Consider the following 16,527-nt stretch of genomic DNA (forward strand, 5'->3'; position numbering starts at 1 on the left):
AGAGGGCGGATATGCATCCGCCCTCGTGTTTTTCATTCATACTATTCTTGCTCTTGCTCATCCAAAATCTTTTCAAACGCAGCAGATACTTTATCAAACTCTTCATCATTTTCAATGTATGAAAACTCATTATCTTCTTCTACTTTTAAAAAGAAAATATCAATGTCTTCCTCAGTTTCTGTTTGGATATCTTCAACAAAGGCAACTGCAATATATTCTGCACCTTCGACATCCATCGCTCCAAGTACTTCTACTTCTTGCTCTTCGTTATTCTCATCACTAAGAGTAAACACTTCGCCAACTTCAATATCAGACATATTCATTCTCCTCCTGTTCGACTCTAAAAATAGAGCACTCAAACTGTATACATACTAACATATCTTTCCATGAAAAACCAAATTCATACGTAAGAAAACAATTCATTCTTCTTTAGTATGAGTATACAGCTATTAGGAGCATTATTTGTCTGTGCTATATTACTTAATCCATTCAACAATTGTATCCATAGTCTGTCTTGTTTTATCACGCTTTGGCTCTTCTTTACGGTAACCAAAGGCAACCATAACTGATACTTCAAGATTATCGCCTTGTATAATGCCTTCTTGACGAAGTAAAGAATCTACTTCCTCTTTATCAAATCCTTCTATTGGACAAGAATCAATACCGATTTGAGCTGCGCTCGTCATCATATTACCTAAAGCGATATAAGATTGCTTGGATGCCCAATCAAATACAGCACGATCGGATTGTAATAAGTTAAAATCTGTTTCCTGGAACTTTTTGAAGAATTCATATCTAATTTTTTGAGTGTCTTCAGGCAATCCAATAATATCGTTCATCATATATTTAATATACTCTGCATCATAATGCATATCTTTAATGTTTCTTGAAAGAACAATAACAAAATGACTAGCTGTTGCAAGTTGCCCACCAGCGCCCCATGAATACGGTTGTAGTTTTTCTCTTAATTCTTTATTTTGTACGACAATAAATTTCCAAGGCTCATATCCAAAAGAAGAAGGAGATAATCTGCCTGTTTCTAAAATGAATTTGAAATCCTCTTCTGAAATTTTGTGCATAGGATCGAATTCTTTACATGCATGTCTGAAATGAAAAGCCTCCATAATCTTTTCTTTTGTAATTTCGTTTGTATTTGTCATAAAAGTTCCTCTTTTCATGAATTTATTTTTGTAAGTAAATTATATTTTTAAAGTAACATAGATACAAGTACGCACATTTATGTGGTATAGTATCAAAAAAGATACTAATGTTAAGGGAAGGGATTTATTATGGATTGTCCAAACGAAAATAATATAAATTACCCATTTTTAAATAAATATTCTTGTCCAGTTGAAGCTATGGTTGAGGTGATTGGAGGGAAATGGAAAGGGGTAATTTTGTATCATTTATTAGATGGTACAAAGCGGTTTAATGAATTAAAAAGATTAAAACCAAATATCACACAAAGAATGTTAACGCTGCAGCTGAGAGAACTTGAAGCTGATGGCATTATACATCGTGAAGTATACCGTGAAGTGCCACCTAAAGTTGAATATTCGTTAACTGAGCTTGGTGAATCACTACGTCCAGTGATTCTATTAATGATGGAATGGGCAACTCATAATATGGAGAAGGTTTTGGAGAATAGGAATACGAAAAATAATAGTTAAGAGTTGAAATTGATATAGACGAGTTATGTGAAATAGTTGTAGAAATAAAAGGTGTTTCCATACGTGAAAACACCTTTTATTTCTATATTTTTTACTTTTTAACTTCAACTGCTGAAGTTGGAAAGTTATTTAAGTTTGCAGTTTGACCATACCAATCAGCATGTTTAAAAACAACACCTTTTCCATATCCGTCAGTAGAAGTATGTTCCCATAGTGTTGTTGAATAGCTAGCAGTAGGAGCTGCTGTACGTACAGAAACAATTTGATTTTGCCAACTAGCAGACAAGTTTTTATAACCGCTACTTAGAGAAAAATACTCGCTACCTTGATTTGTGAGTTTATAGAAGTCTGTACTACCAGGTCCGCTTCCTCCAACACCAAGGAGAGTGATTGAATGATTCAACCTTTGTTTATCCTTTTCAATAAAAGACTCTAAACTTTCTTTGCTCGAAAATCCATAAGATAACCAGTCTCCATTTTGATTTTGTTTCGGTAGAACTAACGTTATTTTTACGTCTTCCTTTGATGGAGCACTCAATTTGTTAAACGAATCAACAGTCTTTTCATCTACAGTTACATATTCGAAAGAGGAAATCGTATAATCTTTTTCGGTACTAGCTGATACTAATCCCATTCCTCCAGTTAACGACGAAACAGTTAATAATGCACCTGCTACCAACTTTTTAAGCATGGATTCATCTCCTTAAAACTTAGATTTTTTACATAACTAAAATGTATGTTAATTCGAATGTATTATAAATATTTAGAAATTTATAAAAATTAAACAGAATATTCTTTTATTATTCTGGAGTAAGGAGGGGAATTTAAAAAAGGATTTACTTAAAAAGTAAATCCTTTTTGGGTGTTAGCAATGAAGTTATTGTGTAAGTTTTGCAATTTGCTAACCGACTTCAAAACTCTACTGATTAAAGTTTCATTTCATCCTGTTATGAATCATACACTTCTTTTGCATTCGTAGAAGCAGCATCTAATAAAAGGAAAATGGCTGCTATCATATGTAGAAAGATGTCTATATAAGGAAAGAAGGCAACTAGAGTAACGATAATACCGATATAATGAGGGTACGTATTCATGCCTTCTTTTTTAGCTAATAAAATAGTATTGATATGTAAAACAATCAATAGTAGTAAAGGTAACCCATATAGGTTAACAAGACTTGGAAATACATAATAACAAGGAAGTAATAAAAGATGATAGATCCCTGTAGTCCACTTTAGTGCTTGAATGTAGGTTTTCAAAGTTAATCCTCCTAAAACAATTCGTATCTATATATTACCAAAAATAATAGGTAATTGGATATTGTTTATTTGTATTTTTAATAGATTATAATAATTTTATGTAAACTAATTGTTAGGTATCTATAAAATAGAAAAACCACCCAAACGAGGGTGGTTCGTATTATAAATAATTACTTAAAGAAGAAATCGGAACCTTCACCTCACTACCTTCCTTCATATTCCGCAACACAACAGTGTTTGTACTAAGTTCGTCTTCCCCAATAATAAGCACATAAGGGATATTCTCTTTATTGGCATAATTAAGGGCACGTTTTAATTTGCGTTCTGCTAGTTCTAGTTCGACTTTTAAGGAAGTGGTAGAACGTAATTGCTGGGCAATTTGTAAGCATTGTAATTCTGTCCCAAGCGGGATGATAAATACATCCGCTGTAGATGATATCGTTTCTTTCTGTGACAGTGCTGTATAAATAACGTCTAAACCGAATGAAATACCGACTGTTGGATAGTTCATATTATCACCGCGGAATGCCCCAATAATATTATCGTATCGCCCTCCGCTACCGATGCTGGATGTAATTGATCCATCTTTTAAAAAGATTTCATATACGGTACCTGTATACATTGTGAGTCCTCGCGCTAAAAACGGATTAAATATCGTATTTTCATTTATTCCGAGAGCGATTAAATATTGCTGTAATTGTTGTAATTCGTTTACTCCATCGGCAACGAGTGGATTATTGAAAGCTTCTTTAAAGTCAGCGATAGTAAGCTTTAGACAAGATAATACGGTATTACATATCGTATCAGCCATTTCTTCAGAAATCCCGCGCTCTAATACATCTTTTCGTACACCATCAATCCCAATCTTTTCGATTTTATCTAATGACAAAATGACGTCACTCGTTAACTCAGTAGGGATGTTAATGGCCTGAAGAATACCATTTAACAATTTTCGGTTATTATATTGAATCGTTATCTCTAAGTTTAACGTTCGGAACAGCTCAAACGCCATAGCCATAAGTTCAGCTTCTGCCATGACAGACTCAACACCGATGATATCAACGTCGCATTGTATAAATTCACGAAATCTTCCTTGTTTAATTGGCCCATCTCGAAATACTTTCCCAATCTCATAACGTTTAAAAGGGAGGCGGAGGTTCGGATTCATTGCCACAACCTTTGCGAATGGAATAGTTAAATCGTATCGTAAGGCGAGCTCACGTTTTCCTTGATCCTGAAGTGTATATATTTCTTTTAATATTTCATCGCCACCGCCGTACTTGTAAGACATAAGCTCATACATATTTAACGTCGGCGTTTCTAAAGGTTTGCATCCGTATCGTTCAAACGTATCTTCACAAGCTCTTTTAATTTTATTTCGCAGCACTTGCTCCTCTGGTAAATAGTCTTTCGTTCCTTTTACATTTCTCATTTCCATCATAATCACTCCTTTTTCAAATTAAAAAAAGCTATGCAGGTATAAAAATACCCACATAGCTTTATGAACGCTTCGTGGGTCAACAGGAAAAGCCCTGTACCCACGAAGAAAAATTTTTCTTCGGATACACGGCGTTACGTTTGATGATGAAGTTGGAAAGAAGTATTAAAATTTAGCATTGCAAATCTCTCCTTAACGTAAGTTTTTCCAAATTATATCAGATGATTTTTGAATTATCAATATTTTTAGTTTTGAAATATACGTGAAGTTATGTAGGAGAAATGGAAAAGGGTGTATAATAAAACTTAATAATATGAAATAACCTTTTAAGGAGATCACTATGAAAAAAGATAAAACAAATGCGATGCGAATATTAGATAAAGAAAAAATTGAATATTCGATGATGTCATATGATCCAGACGATGGGAAAATTGATGGCGTATCAGTAGCCGAGAAAATTGGACGAGAAGTGAGAGAAGTATATAAAACGTTAATCGCTCAAGGGAATAGTAAAAATTATCATGTGTTTATTATTCCGGTAGATGAGGAACTAAATTTAAAAGCTGCCGCAAAAGCAGTAAGTGAAAAGAAAATTGAAATGATTCCTGTTAAAGATATTACGAAAGTGTCAGGATATATTCGTGGTGGTTGTTCACCAGTCGGAATGAAGAAGTTATTTTCTACATGTATTGATGAAAGTGCCCAATCACTTGAAACGATGATAGTAAGTGGCGGGAAAATTGGTATACAAATTGAGCTTAAAGTAGATGACTTGGCGAAAGTGACGAGAGCGCAGTTTGGAGAGGTAACGAAGTAATGATACATAGGGAAAGAAGTTTTAGTTTTATTAAGTTTAGATAAGAAGTTATAGGATAGTTAGTCCATTATGGGGCTGATTATCCCTTTTATTTACATACCTATATTAAAATGGATAAAGATCGAATATTCAGTTTGAAATAGACTATAATATGAATCATTTGTTTGGCTTTGGGAGGAGGACAATGCCTCCTTACAAGGAATTTAAATAAACAAGAGTTACTCTTAAAGATAGCCAAAGGTCTGGAGAGTGTTTTAATGAGGTTTCAAAAAATACCCATAAGAAAGCATATATTGGGGATGCTAGTATTTTTAAAAAAACCCACGCATAAGAGTATGCAAGATTTTATACAGTTTTTTAGCTAATCCAGTAACAAACAAGAACCATAAAACAATACCAGAATAGGAATGTATAGAATATGTATAGATTCATAGAACTAAAAAAGAAGGTTCTCCTTTTTCCATGCTACTGATAATGAGACGTTATGTTAACCTGATATGTATAGAATATACAACCAAAATCAAACAATAAATTACTTGTTTTAAATAGTAAAATAATAAATAGTAGTTTCTAAATAATGCCTTTAGAAACTACTATTTATTACATAGATGTTGCCGAAAAAAGAAATGAAAGAAAAAAGTAAGGGAGGGACATATATGGATTACATTAACTATTTAAGAAATATGGTGGGTCATGAAAAAGTGATTATGGTCTCCGCGGGAGTAATTGTATTCGATAGAGAAAATCGCATATTACTACAAAAACGAACAGATAACGGATATTGGGGTCACCCAGGTGGTTTTATGGAGTTAGGAGAAACCATACAAGATACAGCAAGAAGAGAAGTATTTGAGGAAACAGGACTTGAATTAGGGAAACTGGAATTTTTCGATATCCACTCTGGACCTAAATACGAAAGAACACTTTCAAATGGCGATCAAGTTTCCGTGTTCAAAGTTTTGTTCACTTGTTATGAATTTGAAGGAGAACTATTAGAATCGAGTAGCGAATCCCTAAATAATCACTTTTTTTCACTCAAAAATCTACCAAAAAAGTTAGTTCCTCAACATAAAGAAATTTTTAAAAGTCTATTGTCCCATAAAAAACCACCAAACATAAAGTAAATACTAGCACAGTTAAATTACCTCATAACTTCCGTTTTCACTGATTATGTGAATATGAACCCCTCCAGATTGCTTTACTGGAGGGGAGTTTTATAGGATTCCAGATATATTGAATCCTGATAATGATGCGTTATGTTAACCCCGCATGAATACCCTATTCATACAAATTTGCACAAAGTTGTCTTTCCTGATGGTACAATTAAAATCACGGAGGGATGTTATGGGAATTTTTTATGTAATACCACTTTTTCTTATATTTGGCACTGCAACATTTTTATTTATCAAGTCTGGTTCACCAAAAATTAAAGATAAAAACTTATCATTAATAATGATCTTTCTAGGGATAAATCTAATTACAATTCCAATGGCTTATTTGGTAGGTTCGTTTGTTTCTTATACACATGAGGCGTCAACAGAATTTACATATAATAATCCACTTTATTTTTGGAAAGGATTTTTCTTTATTCAAATAATACCGCTTTTCGTGCTATTTGTAGCTTTAATATGGTGGTTTATCCGTAAGGACAAAGAAAAAATCGACACATAGAATTTTAAAATGACTTCCGCTAACGAAAGTTATGTAAATAAGCTGTTCACTAGATTCTCATAGAAAACTGTGGTGAGATAAAATTTTTGATTTTGCAGCACTTCAAAATCTTAACTAGAGTGCTAGTATCGGTACCCCACAATAAAAAGGCAGGAACATATCAAATATGTTCCTGCCTTTCATTTTAGAGAGATGTTTCCTAACAGTTGATTTTGTTAACGAAAGTCGACTTTAAATCCATATTTTGTGTGAAATAAAAGCATATAATAAAAGTATGAGGTGATGATGTGAAGGAGATAAACATTCATAAAATAATTGCGGATAAGAGAAAAGAAAAGGGAATTACGCAGGAAGAGTTAGCGATGTATATTGGTATTACGAAGGCGTCTGTTTCCAAATGGGAGACAGGGCAGAGTTATCCGGATATTACATTTTTACCACTGTTAGCATCGTACTTTAACATAAGTATTGATGAACTAATTAGTTATACACCACAAATGGAGCAGGAAGATATTAAGGATTTATATCATAGACTAGCGGAAGCTTTTAGTGAAGAACCATTTGATGAAGTAATGATAGAGTGCAGAGGAATAATCAAAAAATATTATTCTTGTTTTCCGTTATTACTTCAAATGGGACTACTTTTTATTAATCACCATATGTTAACAGAGGATACGGATAAAAGAATTGAAATGTTAGAAGAGGCAATGTCTCTCTTTAGCAGGGTACAGGAAGAAAGTGACGATGTTTCTCTTGTGAAAGAGGCGGTATCGTTTCAAGCAACTTGCTATCTTATACTCAATAAACCAAATGAGGTGCTTCAATTACTTGGCGGAACGATACGACCTAACGTTCCAGCGGAAGATCTAATCGCACAAGCGTATCAAATGCTTGGAAATGTTGAAAAGGCAAATGAAATAATGCAAATTAGTATGTACCAACATTTAATACAACTCGTTGCGACAATACCGAATTATGTAGTAGTAAATGCCTCAAGCACTGAAAAGGTAGAGGTAATTTTAAATAGAGCTTTCATGTTAATAGATATATATGAAATAGAAACATTACATCCTAATATGACTTTAAAAGTATACTATGCTGCTGCGCAAGTATATTGTATGCAAGGTAATTTTGAAAGAGCATTAGAAATGTTACGGAAATATGTAGCGGTTTGTGCGGCTAGCTTTACAGTAAATAGCCTGCATTTACATGGAGATTCCTATTTTGATGCGATTGATGGATGGTTTGCAGAGTTTCCGCTCGGCGCTAAAACAGTTAGAAATGAAGAGATTATAAAGCGAAGCATGTTACAAAGTATTGCAGAGAATCCAGTTTTCGCTCCAATGAAAGATGTAAGAGAGTATAAAAATATAATAACGAGTTTGAAATTTAAATTGGATATAAAAGAATAGGGGGACAAAATGATGACTTTTGATGAATATGAAGTAGCGATCAATAGTGAGTGTACTTTACAAGGTACGATTACAAAGCCAAAAGCTGATGGGAAGTATACGGCTGTTGTCATTATCGCGGGATCTGGAGAGATTGATCGTGATGGAACGATCGTACCGCTAAAGCTTGAGGCGAACATATATAAAGATTTAGCGCATGTAATAGCGGGGCTGGGTGTAGTGACGCTCCGTTTTGATAAGCGCGGAGTAGGAAAGAGTGACGGAGAATTTCTGAAGACTGGAATGTGGGATTTAGTTAGTGATATAGAGTCTACGATTACGTATTTAAAAGAACAACCATTTGTTAATCCAGAAAATATCATTTTAGCTGGTCATAGTGAAGGGTGTATGTTGGCAACAGTAGTCAATGCAAGAACACCAGTTAATGGGCTCATCCTTCTTACCGGAGCTGCGGAATCATTAGAAGAGGCTTCGAAAAGACAAAGAGAGATTGCTTATAAAGAATTAAAAGCGCAGAAAGGAATAAAAGGAAAACTAATGCGCCTTCTCAATGTAGAGAAACGTGGAGAGAAGCAAATGGAAAAAATAAAAGAGAAAATGATGAATACAGAAAAAGATACGATTAAAGTTGGTTTTAAACCGATGAACGCAAAGTGGTTTAGAGAGCATTTTCAGCATGACATTTATAAAGATTTAATGAAAGTAACGTGCCCGGTATTAGCAATCGCTGGTGATAAAGATATTCAGGCTGATCCTGAAAGAGCGAAGCGGATCGGTGATTATGTGAAGGGTGATTCTGAAGTACATGTAATAAAAAATATGGATCATAGTTTGAAAGTTTTTGAAGGTGAGTTTAAAGCATTAGATTTTAAAAAGAATTATGAAGAAGGGGCAAGAAAGCCACTTCATCCAGAGTTGGAAGAAATAATTGTGAATTGGCTGGATACACATTTTAACTCGCAACATGCGGGTAGTAAGATTCCCGGCTCAATATTAGGCGAAAGTGAGGAAGTCGGAAGGAAGAGTAATTGTCTGTAAAAAAAACGGTTGTTGTAGGTTGATTTAGTTTAGTATATGAATTTATTTTTTTGCGAATTCATTCATTATAAAATGTTCGTTTTTATTAATTAACGAGATAAAAACGAACATTATTTTATTTTAAATAAATTAGGTAATTAGACTATAACATTAATGTTAATCATTGAATATAATAATAATATAATGGAGGTGGTGTTATATGGCTCTTACTACAGGACCAATTGAAAACGTAGGAAATCAACCTGCTAATGCAAATAAAGTTAGGGTGAAGATCCTTAACCGTACTGCGGGCCCACTTACTGGAGTAGCTAGAGTTTTTAGACTTGACGGTTCATTAGTATTAATTGAACAGGTAAACTTCAATGTGAATTCTAATGCTTCTACTTTTGCAACTCTAAGTTTAGTTCATCCTGCTCTTGGACAAGCATTTGAATATGAAGTTCAAATTGTTCCTAATCAACCTGGTGGACTATATAGTGTTTATGGACTAACAGCTGAAAATGTTATTATTACTGCACAACGTGTTGTGAACTCAGAATTGACACAGTTTCTTTAATTAAAATAGATTGGTGCCTACATGGTATCCAATCTATTTTTGTACGTATTATTCAGAGAAAGAAAGGTTTTACACAAAAATAAAGATAGTTATGGAAAAGGGAAAAGTCGAGCTATCATCTTAATTTTTATTATTTCTGTCTTAGACCGTATCTGTTTTGTGGCACGGTTTTCTTTGAATGCATTTTATTCAAACTGTTTTTTAAAGTATTTATCAAATATGCATTATTGCATAAATAAATTTAAATTTATAAGTTAATATTAAACTACTTTTTAGTTGTAAAGAATATGTTAATAATCTTTATAAGAAAAGGATATTCCTTGTAAAAAGTGAAATTGTTTGGAATGTGAATAAACAAAAAGTTTAGAAGTGATACAGACTGGATAGAGTCTTGTATTAAATAAACAGAAAAGGGGTATGGGTTTCTAAAAGGTTTCGGGGGTTAGAAAGCACTTTTTAGTTAATAGCTTTAAATTATATTTTAAAGGGGAATGGGTATATGAAGTTTCGAAATACAAAGATCGCTATGGTTACACTATCTTCATTTTTTATTTTAGGTTCTGCATCTCTATCATTCACAGATACTATACACGGTGAAGTGGTTCCTGCATCAGCACAGGAGATTATTGTAAAAAATTATGACGATACATATTATAATAACGCAATAGGAAAAACGGGGTTAGAATTAAAGAAGGAACTGCATAATATTATTGATAATCATACAAAGTTATCATACAGTGCGGTTTGGGAAGCGTTAAGAGATACTGATGAAGATCCAAATAATAAAAATAATGTGATACTCTTATATACTGGTCGTTCGCAAGGGAAACTTACGAATGGATCAGGAGTAAATAACTGGAACCGAGAGCATGTTTGGGCAAAATCTCACGGTGACTTTGGAACGACTGCAGGACCTGGAACAGATCTACATCATTTAAGAGCGACGGATGTATCTGTAAATAGTTCACGTGGAAATCTAGATTTTGATAACGGTGGTGTAAATCATTCTGAAGCGACAGAATGTAAATATGATAGTGATTCTTGGGAACCTCGTGATAGTGTAAAAGGAGATATTGCTAGAATGCTGTTTTATATGGCTGTTCGTTACGAGGGGGACAACGGCGAAATAGATTTAGAACTAAATGAAAAAGTGAATAACAATAAAGATCCATACATGGGGAAACTATCTGTTTTATTAAAATGGAATGAACAAGACCCGGTCGATGATTTAGAGCGAAAGCGTAATGAAGTGATTTTTACAAAATATCAACATAACCGCAATCCTTTTATTGATCATCCAGAATGGATAAATAAAATCTGGAACTAAGATTTTTAAAGGTATTATATTTTGATAAAAGGGATTGATCATTATGATCAATCCCTTCTTATATTTTTACTAGAATAAATGATTTTTATAGGACTAGTGAGGGAAATAGAATAGATATTTATATGGAACGATAGTACTTATTTATCTAGTTAAGTATTTAGTAAGGTCCCCACTCAATATTCACCCCAACAATAAGAAAAACAAGTCCAATGATAAACCAAATGAGTGCAAGTGGAGCCATGAAACGAATCCATTTTCCATAAGAAATCCCGCTTGCTGCGAGAACGCCCATTAAAACACCGGAAGTTGGATTTAAGCAGTTTACTACACCTTCTCCGAGCATAACAGCCTGTACTGTAACTTGGCGTGTAATGTGCATGAAATCAGCTAATGGAGCTAATATCGGAATAAAAATAACCGATTCTCCTGTCCCGGATGAAATAAGGAAATGTAATGCAGCACTACTTACGTACATACCGATAACGCCAAATACAGGGCTTTGTCCTTCAAGAGACTGTGCGAGCTGGTTAACGATAGTATCAAGTAATTTGCCCTGTTCTAAAATGACTGAAATACAGCGAGCCATTCCGACAATTAAAGCACCATAGATAAGGTTTTGGCAGCCAGTTAGAAAAGTAGAAGCGATATCGTTTGCTTTCATGCCACCTATTATTCCGGCTGTAATTGCTATGAAAATAAAAGTAGCGGTCATTTCTGCGTCCGTCCAATGCAGACGAAAAGCGCCTATTAAAAATGCAATTAATGATAAAGCTGAAACGAGTAAAATTAATTTATGACGTATCGTCCAAGGAACTTCCTTTTTCTCTGCTTCTTTTTCGCTTGAAAGAGCGTTACTTGGAAACCAGTTGTCGCCAAGGATGCTTCCTTTATTCGATTTTTTCAAGCGCTTTACATACCAATTTATATATAGAATGGTAGCAAGTAAAAAAGATATATAAATTGCTGTGCGTAAACCAATTCCCGAAAACATCGGAAGTTCTGCGATCTTTTGTGAAATGCCTAAAGGTGAGGGGGATAAAATAGTAGCATTAAAACCAGCATAAGTGCCTAAATAAATAATTGCTACGCCAACGATAGCGTCCCATTTTAATGTGCGGGCAACGATGATGCCGATAGGGATAAAGCCGATAACTGAGTTAACGATAATGCCAGTCGTTCCGAGAATGGAAAAGAGTGCGGCGACAATACATATGAAAAGTAATTGCTGATTACGAAATTTGTTAATAACATGATAGATTAAACCGTCAAGGGCACCTGTCTTTTCAAGAATTGCAATGGCTCCACCTGTAAATAAAATTAGAAAGATAATAGGAGCAGCAAGTGTCATTCCTTTTTCAATAGCGGTAAAAAAAGAAACAAATCCTACAGGTGATTGCGGAACAGAATGGTAGCTACCTGGTATTGTCGTTGTAACGGTCCCGTTTGTAACCCTTTTAAATTCTCCAGCAGGAACGAAATAAGTAGCAATGGCGCAAAGTAAGGCAATAAAAAATAGCAGTACGTACGCATCAGGCATTTTAAACTTTGGTTTACTAGGTTGTTTTTTTGCCTCAGTTTGTATTTGCATAAAATCCCTCCTTCTTCACTTGGTTAATTTTTAATATTCTGAATTTAATCTGTGAAATAGATTATAATAAAGGTAGCTTCTTAAGGCAATAGTTTTTATATCCTTTTCCCGCACGTACAAATTATTGCAATATTAGACAGGGAAACGATAATAAGCCAAGAATATGTTATGTAGAAAGAAAAAGGAAAAGAGGGAACAAGATGTGGAAAACTACTGATCTATGTGATGAATTTGAAAAGGAATTACAAATATGTCGCCAGTCTTTTCGGTCTTTTGGGAAGAAAGAACAATTCCACGGGAAAATTGCAACTGTAAAAGTGAAAGATGATAATGTACTAGTGAAGGAAGGATTGCAAACATTACCAGAAGGAACAGTATTAGTTGTTGATGGCGGAGCGTCTACGAATTGTGCGTTACTTGGTGATAATTTGGCAGCTATTGCGGAAGAAAGAAAGCTAGCAGGAATTATTGTGAATGGGTATGTTCGTGATTCTAGTGAACTAAAGAATATTAATATTGGTATTTTAGCGTTAGGAACGATGCCAAATAGAAGTGTGAAAGAAGGAAAAGGAGAACGAAATATTTCATTGCACTTTGGACAAGTGGATTGGAATCCAAATGAATATGTCTATGCGGATGAAGATGGCGTCATTATTAGTGAAAAGAGTTTACATCGTTAAGAGTTAATAAGTTATTATTCTTAGAAAATAAATCCGATAAAGCATGGACAAAATTCTTTGTCAATAGTAAAATAATACAGAAATTTAAAATTTACAGAATGTATAGGTTTATCGTTTTACGATAACTTAAATGGAAGTAAGTTGTGCCAAGAAAAGTGAATGTTATCACAATGATACGTTCATAAACAAAATTATTTTTCCTATACAAATATAGCCGCGAATAATGCGGGTAGGAGGTGTTGTACATTTTTGTTCGACACTTACAAAAAGAGAGTGTCAATCGCACGCCCTTGAAGGGCCTTTTTTTGTGTAAATGGTAGTAAGGGAGGAAATTTTGGGATGGCAATGTTGAAAAAGTGGCTGCTTACGTCGTTAATGGCAGTGACACTTGTATTTGTTTCTTTTGCGAATACAGTACATATTACGTTTGCTGAAGAAAATACAGCAAAACTTGCAATTATTGGGGAATCACAAAAGGGCATTATGTTATGTCCGAAAGAAGAGCAAATTAAAGATGGGGAAACAGCTTTAAGTTTGCTGCAAAAGGTCATGGGGGACAAAGTAGAATCTGAAACGATGTCGTTTGGAACATATGTAAAAGGAATCGATGGTTTAATGGCCGGGGCTACAAGTGCTTGGCTATATGATGTAAATGATAAGTCTGCAGAAGTCGGAGCAGATAGTTATAAATTAAAATCTGGAGATGTTGTTGTCTTTCGCTTTGTTTCAGACTGGAGCAATATAAGCCAGGAAACATTGAAAGAAACGTTAGATAAGTTCGGGACGTGTAAAACAGAAGAAACTAACGGTGGCAAACCAGAAGAACCAAAGACGGATGATCCAAAACAAGAAAAACCAGAAGAATCGAAGACGGATGATCCAAAACAAGAAAAACCAGAAGAACCAAAGACGAATGATCCAAAACAAGAAAAACCAGAAGAACCAAAGACGGATGGTTCAAAACAAGAAAAACCAGATGGTACAAAAACAAATGATGAAAAACCAGAACAACCAAAGCAAGAGAACATTCAAGATCCAAGTGCACAATTAAACGAAGCCATTTCTAAAACATCAGATAAGATGTTACAAGATGGAATTGAAAGTGACTGGGTAGCTGTAGCGCTTTCTCGTTCTGGAAAGAATGTGCCAATTGAGGCAAAATTAAATTATGTTAAGTCAGTAACTGAAAAAGTAGAAAAGCGCATTAATCGTTTTTCAGCGACAGATTTAGCTAGAACAATTATTATGATGAATGCAATGAGTGCAGACCCTAAAAATGTAGGTGGACATAATTTAGTTCAAAAATTGTATGAGTCAGATAAAGTGAATTCTGTTACAGGTTATGCATTTGCTTTACTTGCATTTGATACGAAAAAGTATGAGATTCCAGTTGAATCAAAATGGAACAGAGTTGCTCTAGTGGAAGCACTGTTAAATAATCAGCATACAGACGGTGGATGGACTTATAATAGTTCAGGTAGTAAAGATAGTGCTAGTAGCGTTGATGTAACAGGTATGGTTTTATCAGCATTAGCTCCTTATCAAGAGCGATCAGATGTGAAACCAGCTATACAAAAAGCTGTTGCGTATTTATATAACGAACAGCTGCAAAATGGCGGTTTTTCAGCTGATGGACAAGAAAATTCAAATAGTACTGCGCAAGCAATTATTGGATTATCGCTTGTTAAAGATGTAGATCAAAATCGTCTTCATAAGGCAATGCAAAACCTATTATCATATCAACTTTCAAATGGTGAATTTAAATGGTTACCAAGTGATCAAAATGGTAACGGAATGGCTACAGAACAGGCTCTTTTAGCATTACTTCAATTTAAGGAAATGGGAAAATCTATTTATGATTGGTCTAATGTAGACGCTGGTGATGTAATTAAGCCAAAACCGATTGAAGAGCCAGAAAAGGTCGTTGAACCAGAAAATAATGTAGTAGAAAAAGAAGTTATTGAAGAACCGAAAGAACAAAAACAAGTACAACAAGAAACAAAAGATGAAAATCTAAAAGTAGTTGTAGATAACGAACCGGTTAAGAATAAAAAAATCGGAAACGATAACAGTCTACCAAAAACAGGAGCATCTTCTCATAGTGCAGCAACAGAAGTAGGTATGGGTGTATTATGTATTGCTTCTGCATATGTATTATGGAGACGTAAAGCAGCTTAACAAAAAATTAGGAGCAATTATTTGCTCCTAATTTTCGTATGAAAGGTGAGAGATAGGATGAGTAAGGTGAAATGGTTCATTTCTTTACTGCTTTCGCTCGGGCTACTTGCCGGATGTGAAGAGGCAGCTGTAAAGCCTGAGAAGAAGGTAGAACCGAAGCAAGAAGAGGTAGCGAAACAAGAAGAACAAAAAGATGAAGCGAAGCCGGAAGAAAAAACAGAAGAAAAGCAAGCTGAATCAGAGCAAAAGCAGCAAGAAGAACAGAAAGAGAAACAAGAACAAAAAGTAGAAGAGAAGCCGAAAGAGGAAAAGTCGCAGGCACAACCAGAGGTAAAGAAAGAAGAGAAACAACAGGAACAACCGAAAGAACAGCCGGCTGTAAATAAGCAACCAGAGCAGCAACAAGCACAAGAAGAGAAACAACAACCGAAAGCACCAGAAGTAAAAGAAGAAGCAAAGGTTGTGAATCAGCCGAAAGAAACACCGAAGCAGGAGCAAAAAGAAGATCCGAATAAAGGTGGAAAAGACGTAACTCTTCCAGCACCACCGAAACCAGAACCACCGAAACCAGAACCGCCTAAACCACAAGCAAAACAAGTAACAATCTCGGTAAAAGGAAATAACGGATATATAATGGGTGCGAAAAAGATGGATGTACAAGAAGGCGATACAGTGTATAAAGTATTGCAACGTACAGGATTAGATGTTGATGCAAGCGGATCTAGAGATAGTATTTATGTAAAAGGTATTAATGATTTATATGAAAAAGATATTTCGGATACTAGTGGTTGGAAATATCGTGTGAACGGTGCTTTTCCAAACCATAGTGCTGGTGTAGCTACGGTAAAACCAGGCGATACAATTGAGTGGGTATACGTATTACAATAAGAAAG

The 16,527-nt window shown here is 34.6% G+C and carries 17 protein-coding genes; 11 read left to right on the forward strand and 6 right to left on the reverse strand.

Features of this window, described 5'->3' with window-relative positions; all coding sequences use genetic code 11:
- Window positions 1–41: 41 nt before the first annotated feature.
- Both ACTFRM_RS09085 and ACTFRM_RS09090 read right to left on the reverse strand, forming a co-directional pair.
- Window positions 42–323 carry a DUF1292 domain-containing protein gene (locus tag ACTFRM_RS09085; protein WP_002005464.1) on the reverse strand — a complete coding sequence of 94 codons (282 nt, stop codon included), beginning with the start codon at window positions 321–323 and terminating at the stop codon, window positions 42–44.
- Window positions 324–476: 153 nt separating this feature from the next.
- Window positions 477–1,160 carry an NAD(P)H-dependent oxidoreductase gene (locus ACTFRM_RS09090; protein WP_000185712.1) on the reverse strand — a complete coding sequence of 228 codons (684 nt, stop codon included), beginning with the start codon at window positions 1,158–1,160 and terminating at the stop codon, window positions 477–479.
- Window positions 1,161–1,289: 129 nt separating this feature from the next.
- Here ACTFRM_RS09090 and ACTFRM_RS09095 point away from each other — a divergent pair, with 129 nt between their 5' ends.
- On the forward strand, window positions 1,290–1,670 hold the full coding sequence (locus ACTFRM_RS09095) for a winged helix-turn-helix transcriptional regulator (RefSeq protein WP_016124938.1): 381 nt from the start codon (window positions 1,290–1,292) through the stop codon (window positions 1,668–1,670).
- 91 nt (window positions 1,671–1,761) lie between these two features.
- Here ACTFRM_RS09095 and ACTFRM_RS09100 read toward each other — a convergent pair whose 3' ends face one another.
- The 3 genes from ACTFRM_RS09100 to ACTFRM_RS09110 all read right to left on the reverse strand — a co-directional run bounded on the left by ACTFRM_RS09100 (window position 1,762) and on the right by ACTFRM_RS09110 (window position 4,367).
- The gene (locus tag ACTFRM_RS09100) at window positions 1,762–2,361 is read right to left on the reverse strand and encodes a hypothetical protein (protein WP_017657569.1); all 600 of its coding nucleotides are present in this window, start codon (window positions 2,359–2,361) and stop codon (window positions 1,762–1,764) included.
- Between the two features lie 256 nt (window positions 2,362–2,617).
- A complete protein-coding gene (locus ACTFRM_RS09105; protein WP_000860725.1) occupies window positions 2,618–2,929 on the reverse strand; it encodes a hypothetical protein in 312 nt (103 codons plus the stop codon).
- A 160-nt stretch (window positions 2,930–3,089) separates the two neighbouring features.
- On the reverse strand, window positions 3,090–4,367 hold the full coding sequence (locus ACTFRM_RS09110; protein WP_440043244.1) for a histidine--tRNA ligase: 1,278 nt from the start codon (window positions 4,365–4,367) through the stop codon (window positions 3,090–3,092).
- Between the two features lie 340 nt (window positions 4,368–4,707).
- Between ACTFRM_RS09110 and ybaK the strand changes: the two genes are divergently transcribed.
- The 7 genes from ybaK to ACTFRM_RS09145 all read left to right on the forward strand — a co-directional run bounded on the left by ybaK (window position 4,708) and on the right by ACTFRM_RS09145 (window position 11,188).
- Window positions 4,708–5,184, forward strand: a complete 477-nt coding sequence (gene ybaK, locus ACTFRM_RS09115) for a Cys-tRNA(Pro) deacylase (protein ID WP_000710860.1) — start codon at window positions 4,708–4,710, stop codon at window positions 5,182–5,184.
- Between the two features lie 656 nt (window positions 5,185–5,840).
- Window positions 5,841–6,308 (forward strand): NUDIX hydrolase, encoded by a 468-nt coding sequence (locus ACTFRM_RS09120; protein WP_114555585.1) that lies wholly within the window; start codon window positions 5,841–5,843, stop codon window positions 6,306–6,308.
- A 220-nt stretch (window positions 6,309–6,528) separates the two neighbouring features.
- Complete coding sequence (locus ACTFRM_RS09125; protein ID WP_139895180.1) at window positions 6,529–6,855, forward strand: hypothetical protein; 327 nt, start codon at window positions 6,529–6,531, stop codon at window positions 6,853–6,855.
- Between the two features lie 287 nt (window positions 6,856–7,142).
- A complete protein-coding gene (locus ACTFRM_RS09130) occupies window positions 7,143–8,267 on the forward strand; it encodes a helix-turn-helix domain-containing protein (protein ID WP_440043245.1) in 1,125 nt (374 codons plus the stop codon).
- Window positions 8,268–8,279: 12 nt separating this feature from the next.
- Window positions 8,280–9,305: an alpha/beta hydrolase family protein gene (locus ACTFRM_RS09135; protein WP_410979630.1), complete on the forward strand. Its 1,026-nt coding sequence runs from the start codon at window positions 8,280–8,282 to the stop codon at window positions 9,303–9,305.
- Between the two features lie 199 nt (window positions 9,306–9,504).
- Window positions 9,505–9,861, forward strand: coding sequence for a hypothetical protein (locus tag ACTFRM_RS09140; protein ID WP_001229415.1), 357 nt, complete (start codon window positions 9,505–9,507; stop codon window positions 9,859–9,861).
- 499 nt (window positions 9,862–10,360) lie between these two features.
- Window positions 10,361–11,188, forward strand: a complete 828-nt coding sequence (locus tag ACTFRM_RS09145) for an endonuclease I family protein (protein ID WP_410979629.1) — start codon at window positions 10,361–10,363, stop codon at window positions 11,186–11,188.
- Between the two features lie 157 nt (window positions 11,189–11,345).
- Here ACTFRM_RS09145 and ACTFRM_RS09150 read toward each other — a convergent pair whose 3' ends face one another.
- A complete protein-coding gene (locus tag ACTFRM_RS09150; RefSeq protein WP_001166966.1) occupies window positions 11,346–12,776 on the reverse strand; it encodes a YfcC family protein in 1,431 nt (476 codons plus the stop codon).
- Window positions 12,777–12,976: 200 nt separating this feature from the next.
- Here ACTFRM_RS09150 and rraA point away from each other — a divergent pair, with 200 nt between their 5' ends.
- From rraA to ACTFRM_RS09165, 3 genes are all read left to right on the forward strand, one after another.
- Window positions 12,977–13,456 (forward strand): ribonuclease E activity regulator RraA, encoded by a 480-nt coding sequence (gene rraA, locus ACTFRM_RS09155; RefSeq protein ID WP_000266037.1) that lies wholly within the window; start codon window positions 12,977–12,979, stop codon window positions 13,454–13,456.
- A 339-nt stretch (window positions 13,457–13,795) separates the two neighbouring features.
- Window positions 13,796–15,634, forward strand: a complete 1,839-nt coding sequence (locus ACTFRM_RS09160) for a DUF4430 domain-containing protein (protein ID WP_440043246.1) — start codon at window positions 13,796–13,798, stop codon at window positions 15,632–15,634.
- Window positions 15,635–15,691: 57 nt separating this feature from the next.
- Entirely contained in the window at window positions 15,692–16,522 is an 831-nt protein-coding gene (locus tag ACTFRM_RS09165; RefSeq protein ID WP_071740826.1) for a DUF4430 domain-containing protein, read from the forward strand.
- The last annotated feature ends 5 nt before the right edge of the window (window positions 16,523–16,527 follow it).

Source organism: Bacillus cereus group sp. MYBK227-1, from assembly GCF_051916325.1.
Classification (GTDB): domain Bacteria; phylum Bacillota; class Bacilli; order Bacillales; family Bacillaceae_G; genus Bacillus_A; species Bacillus_A cereus.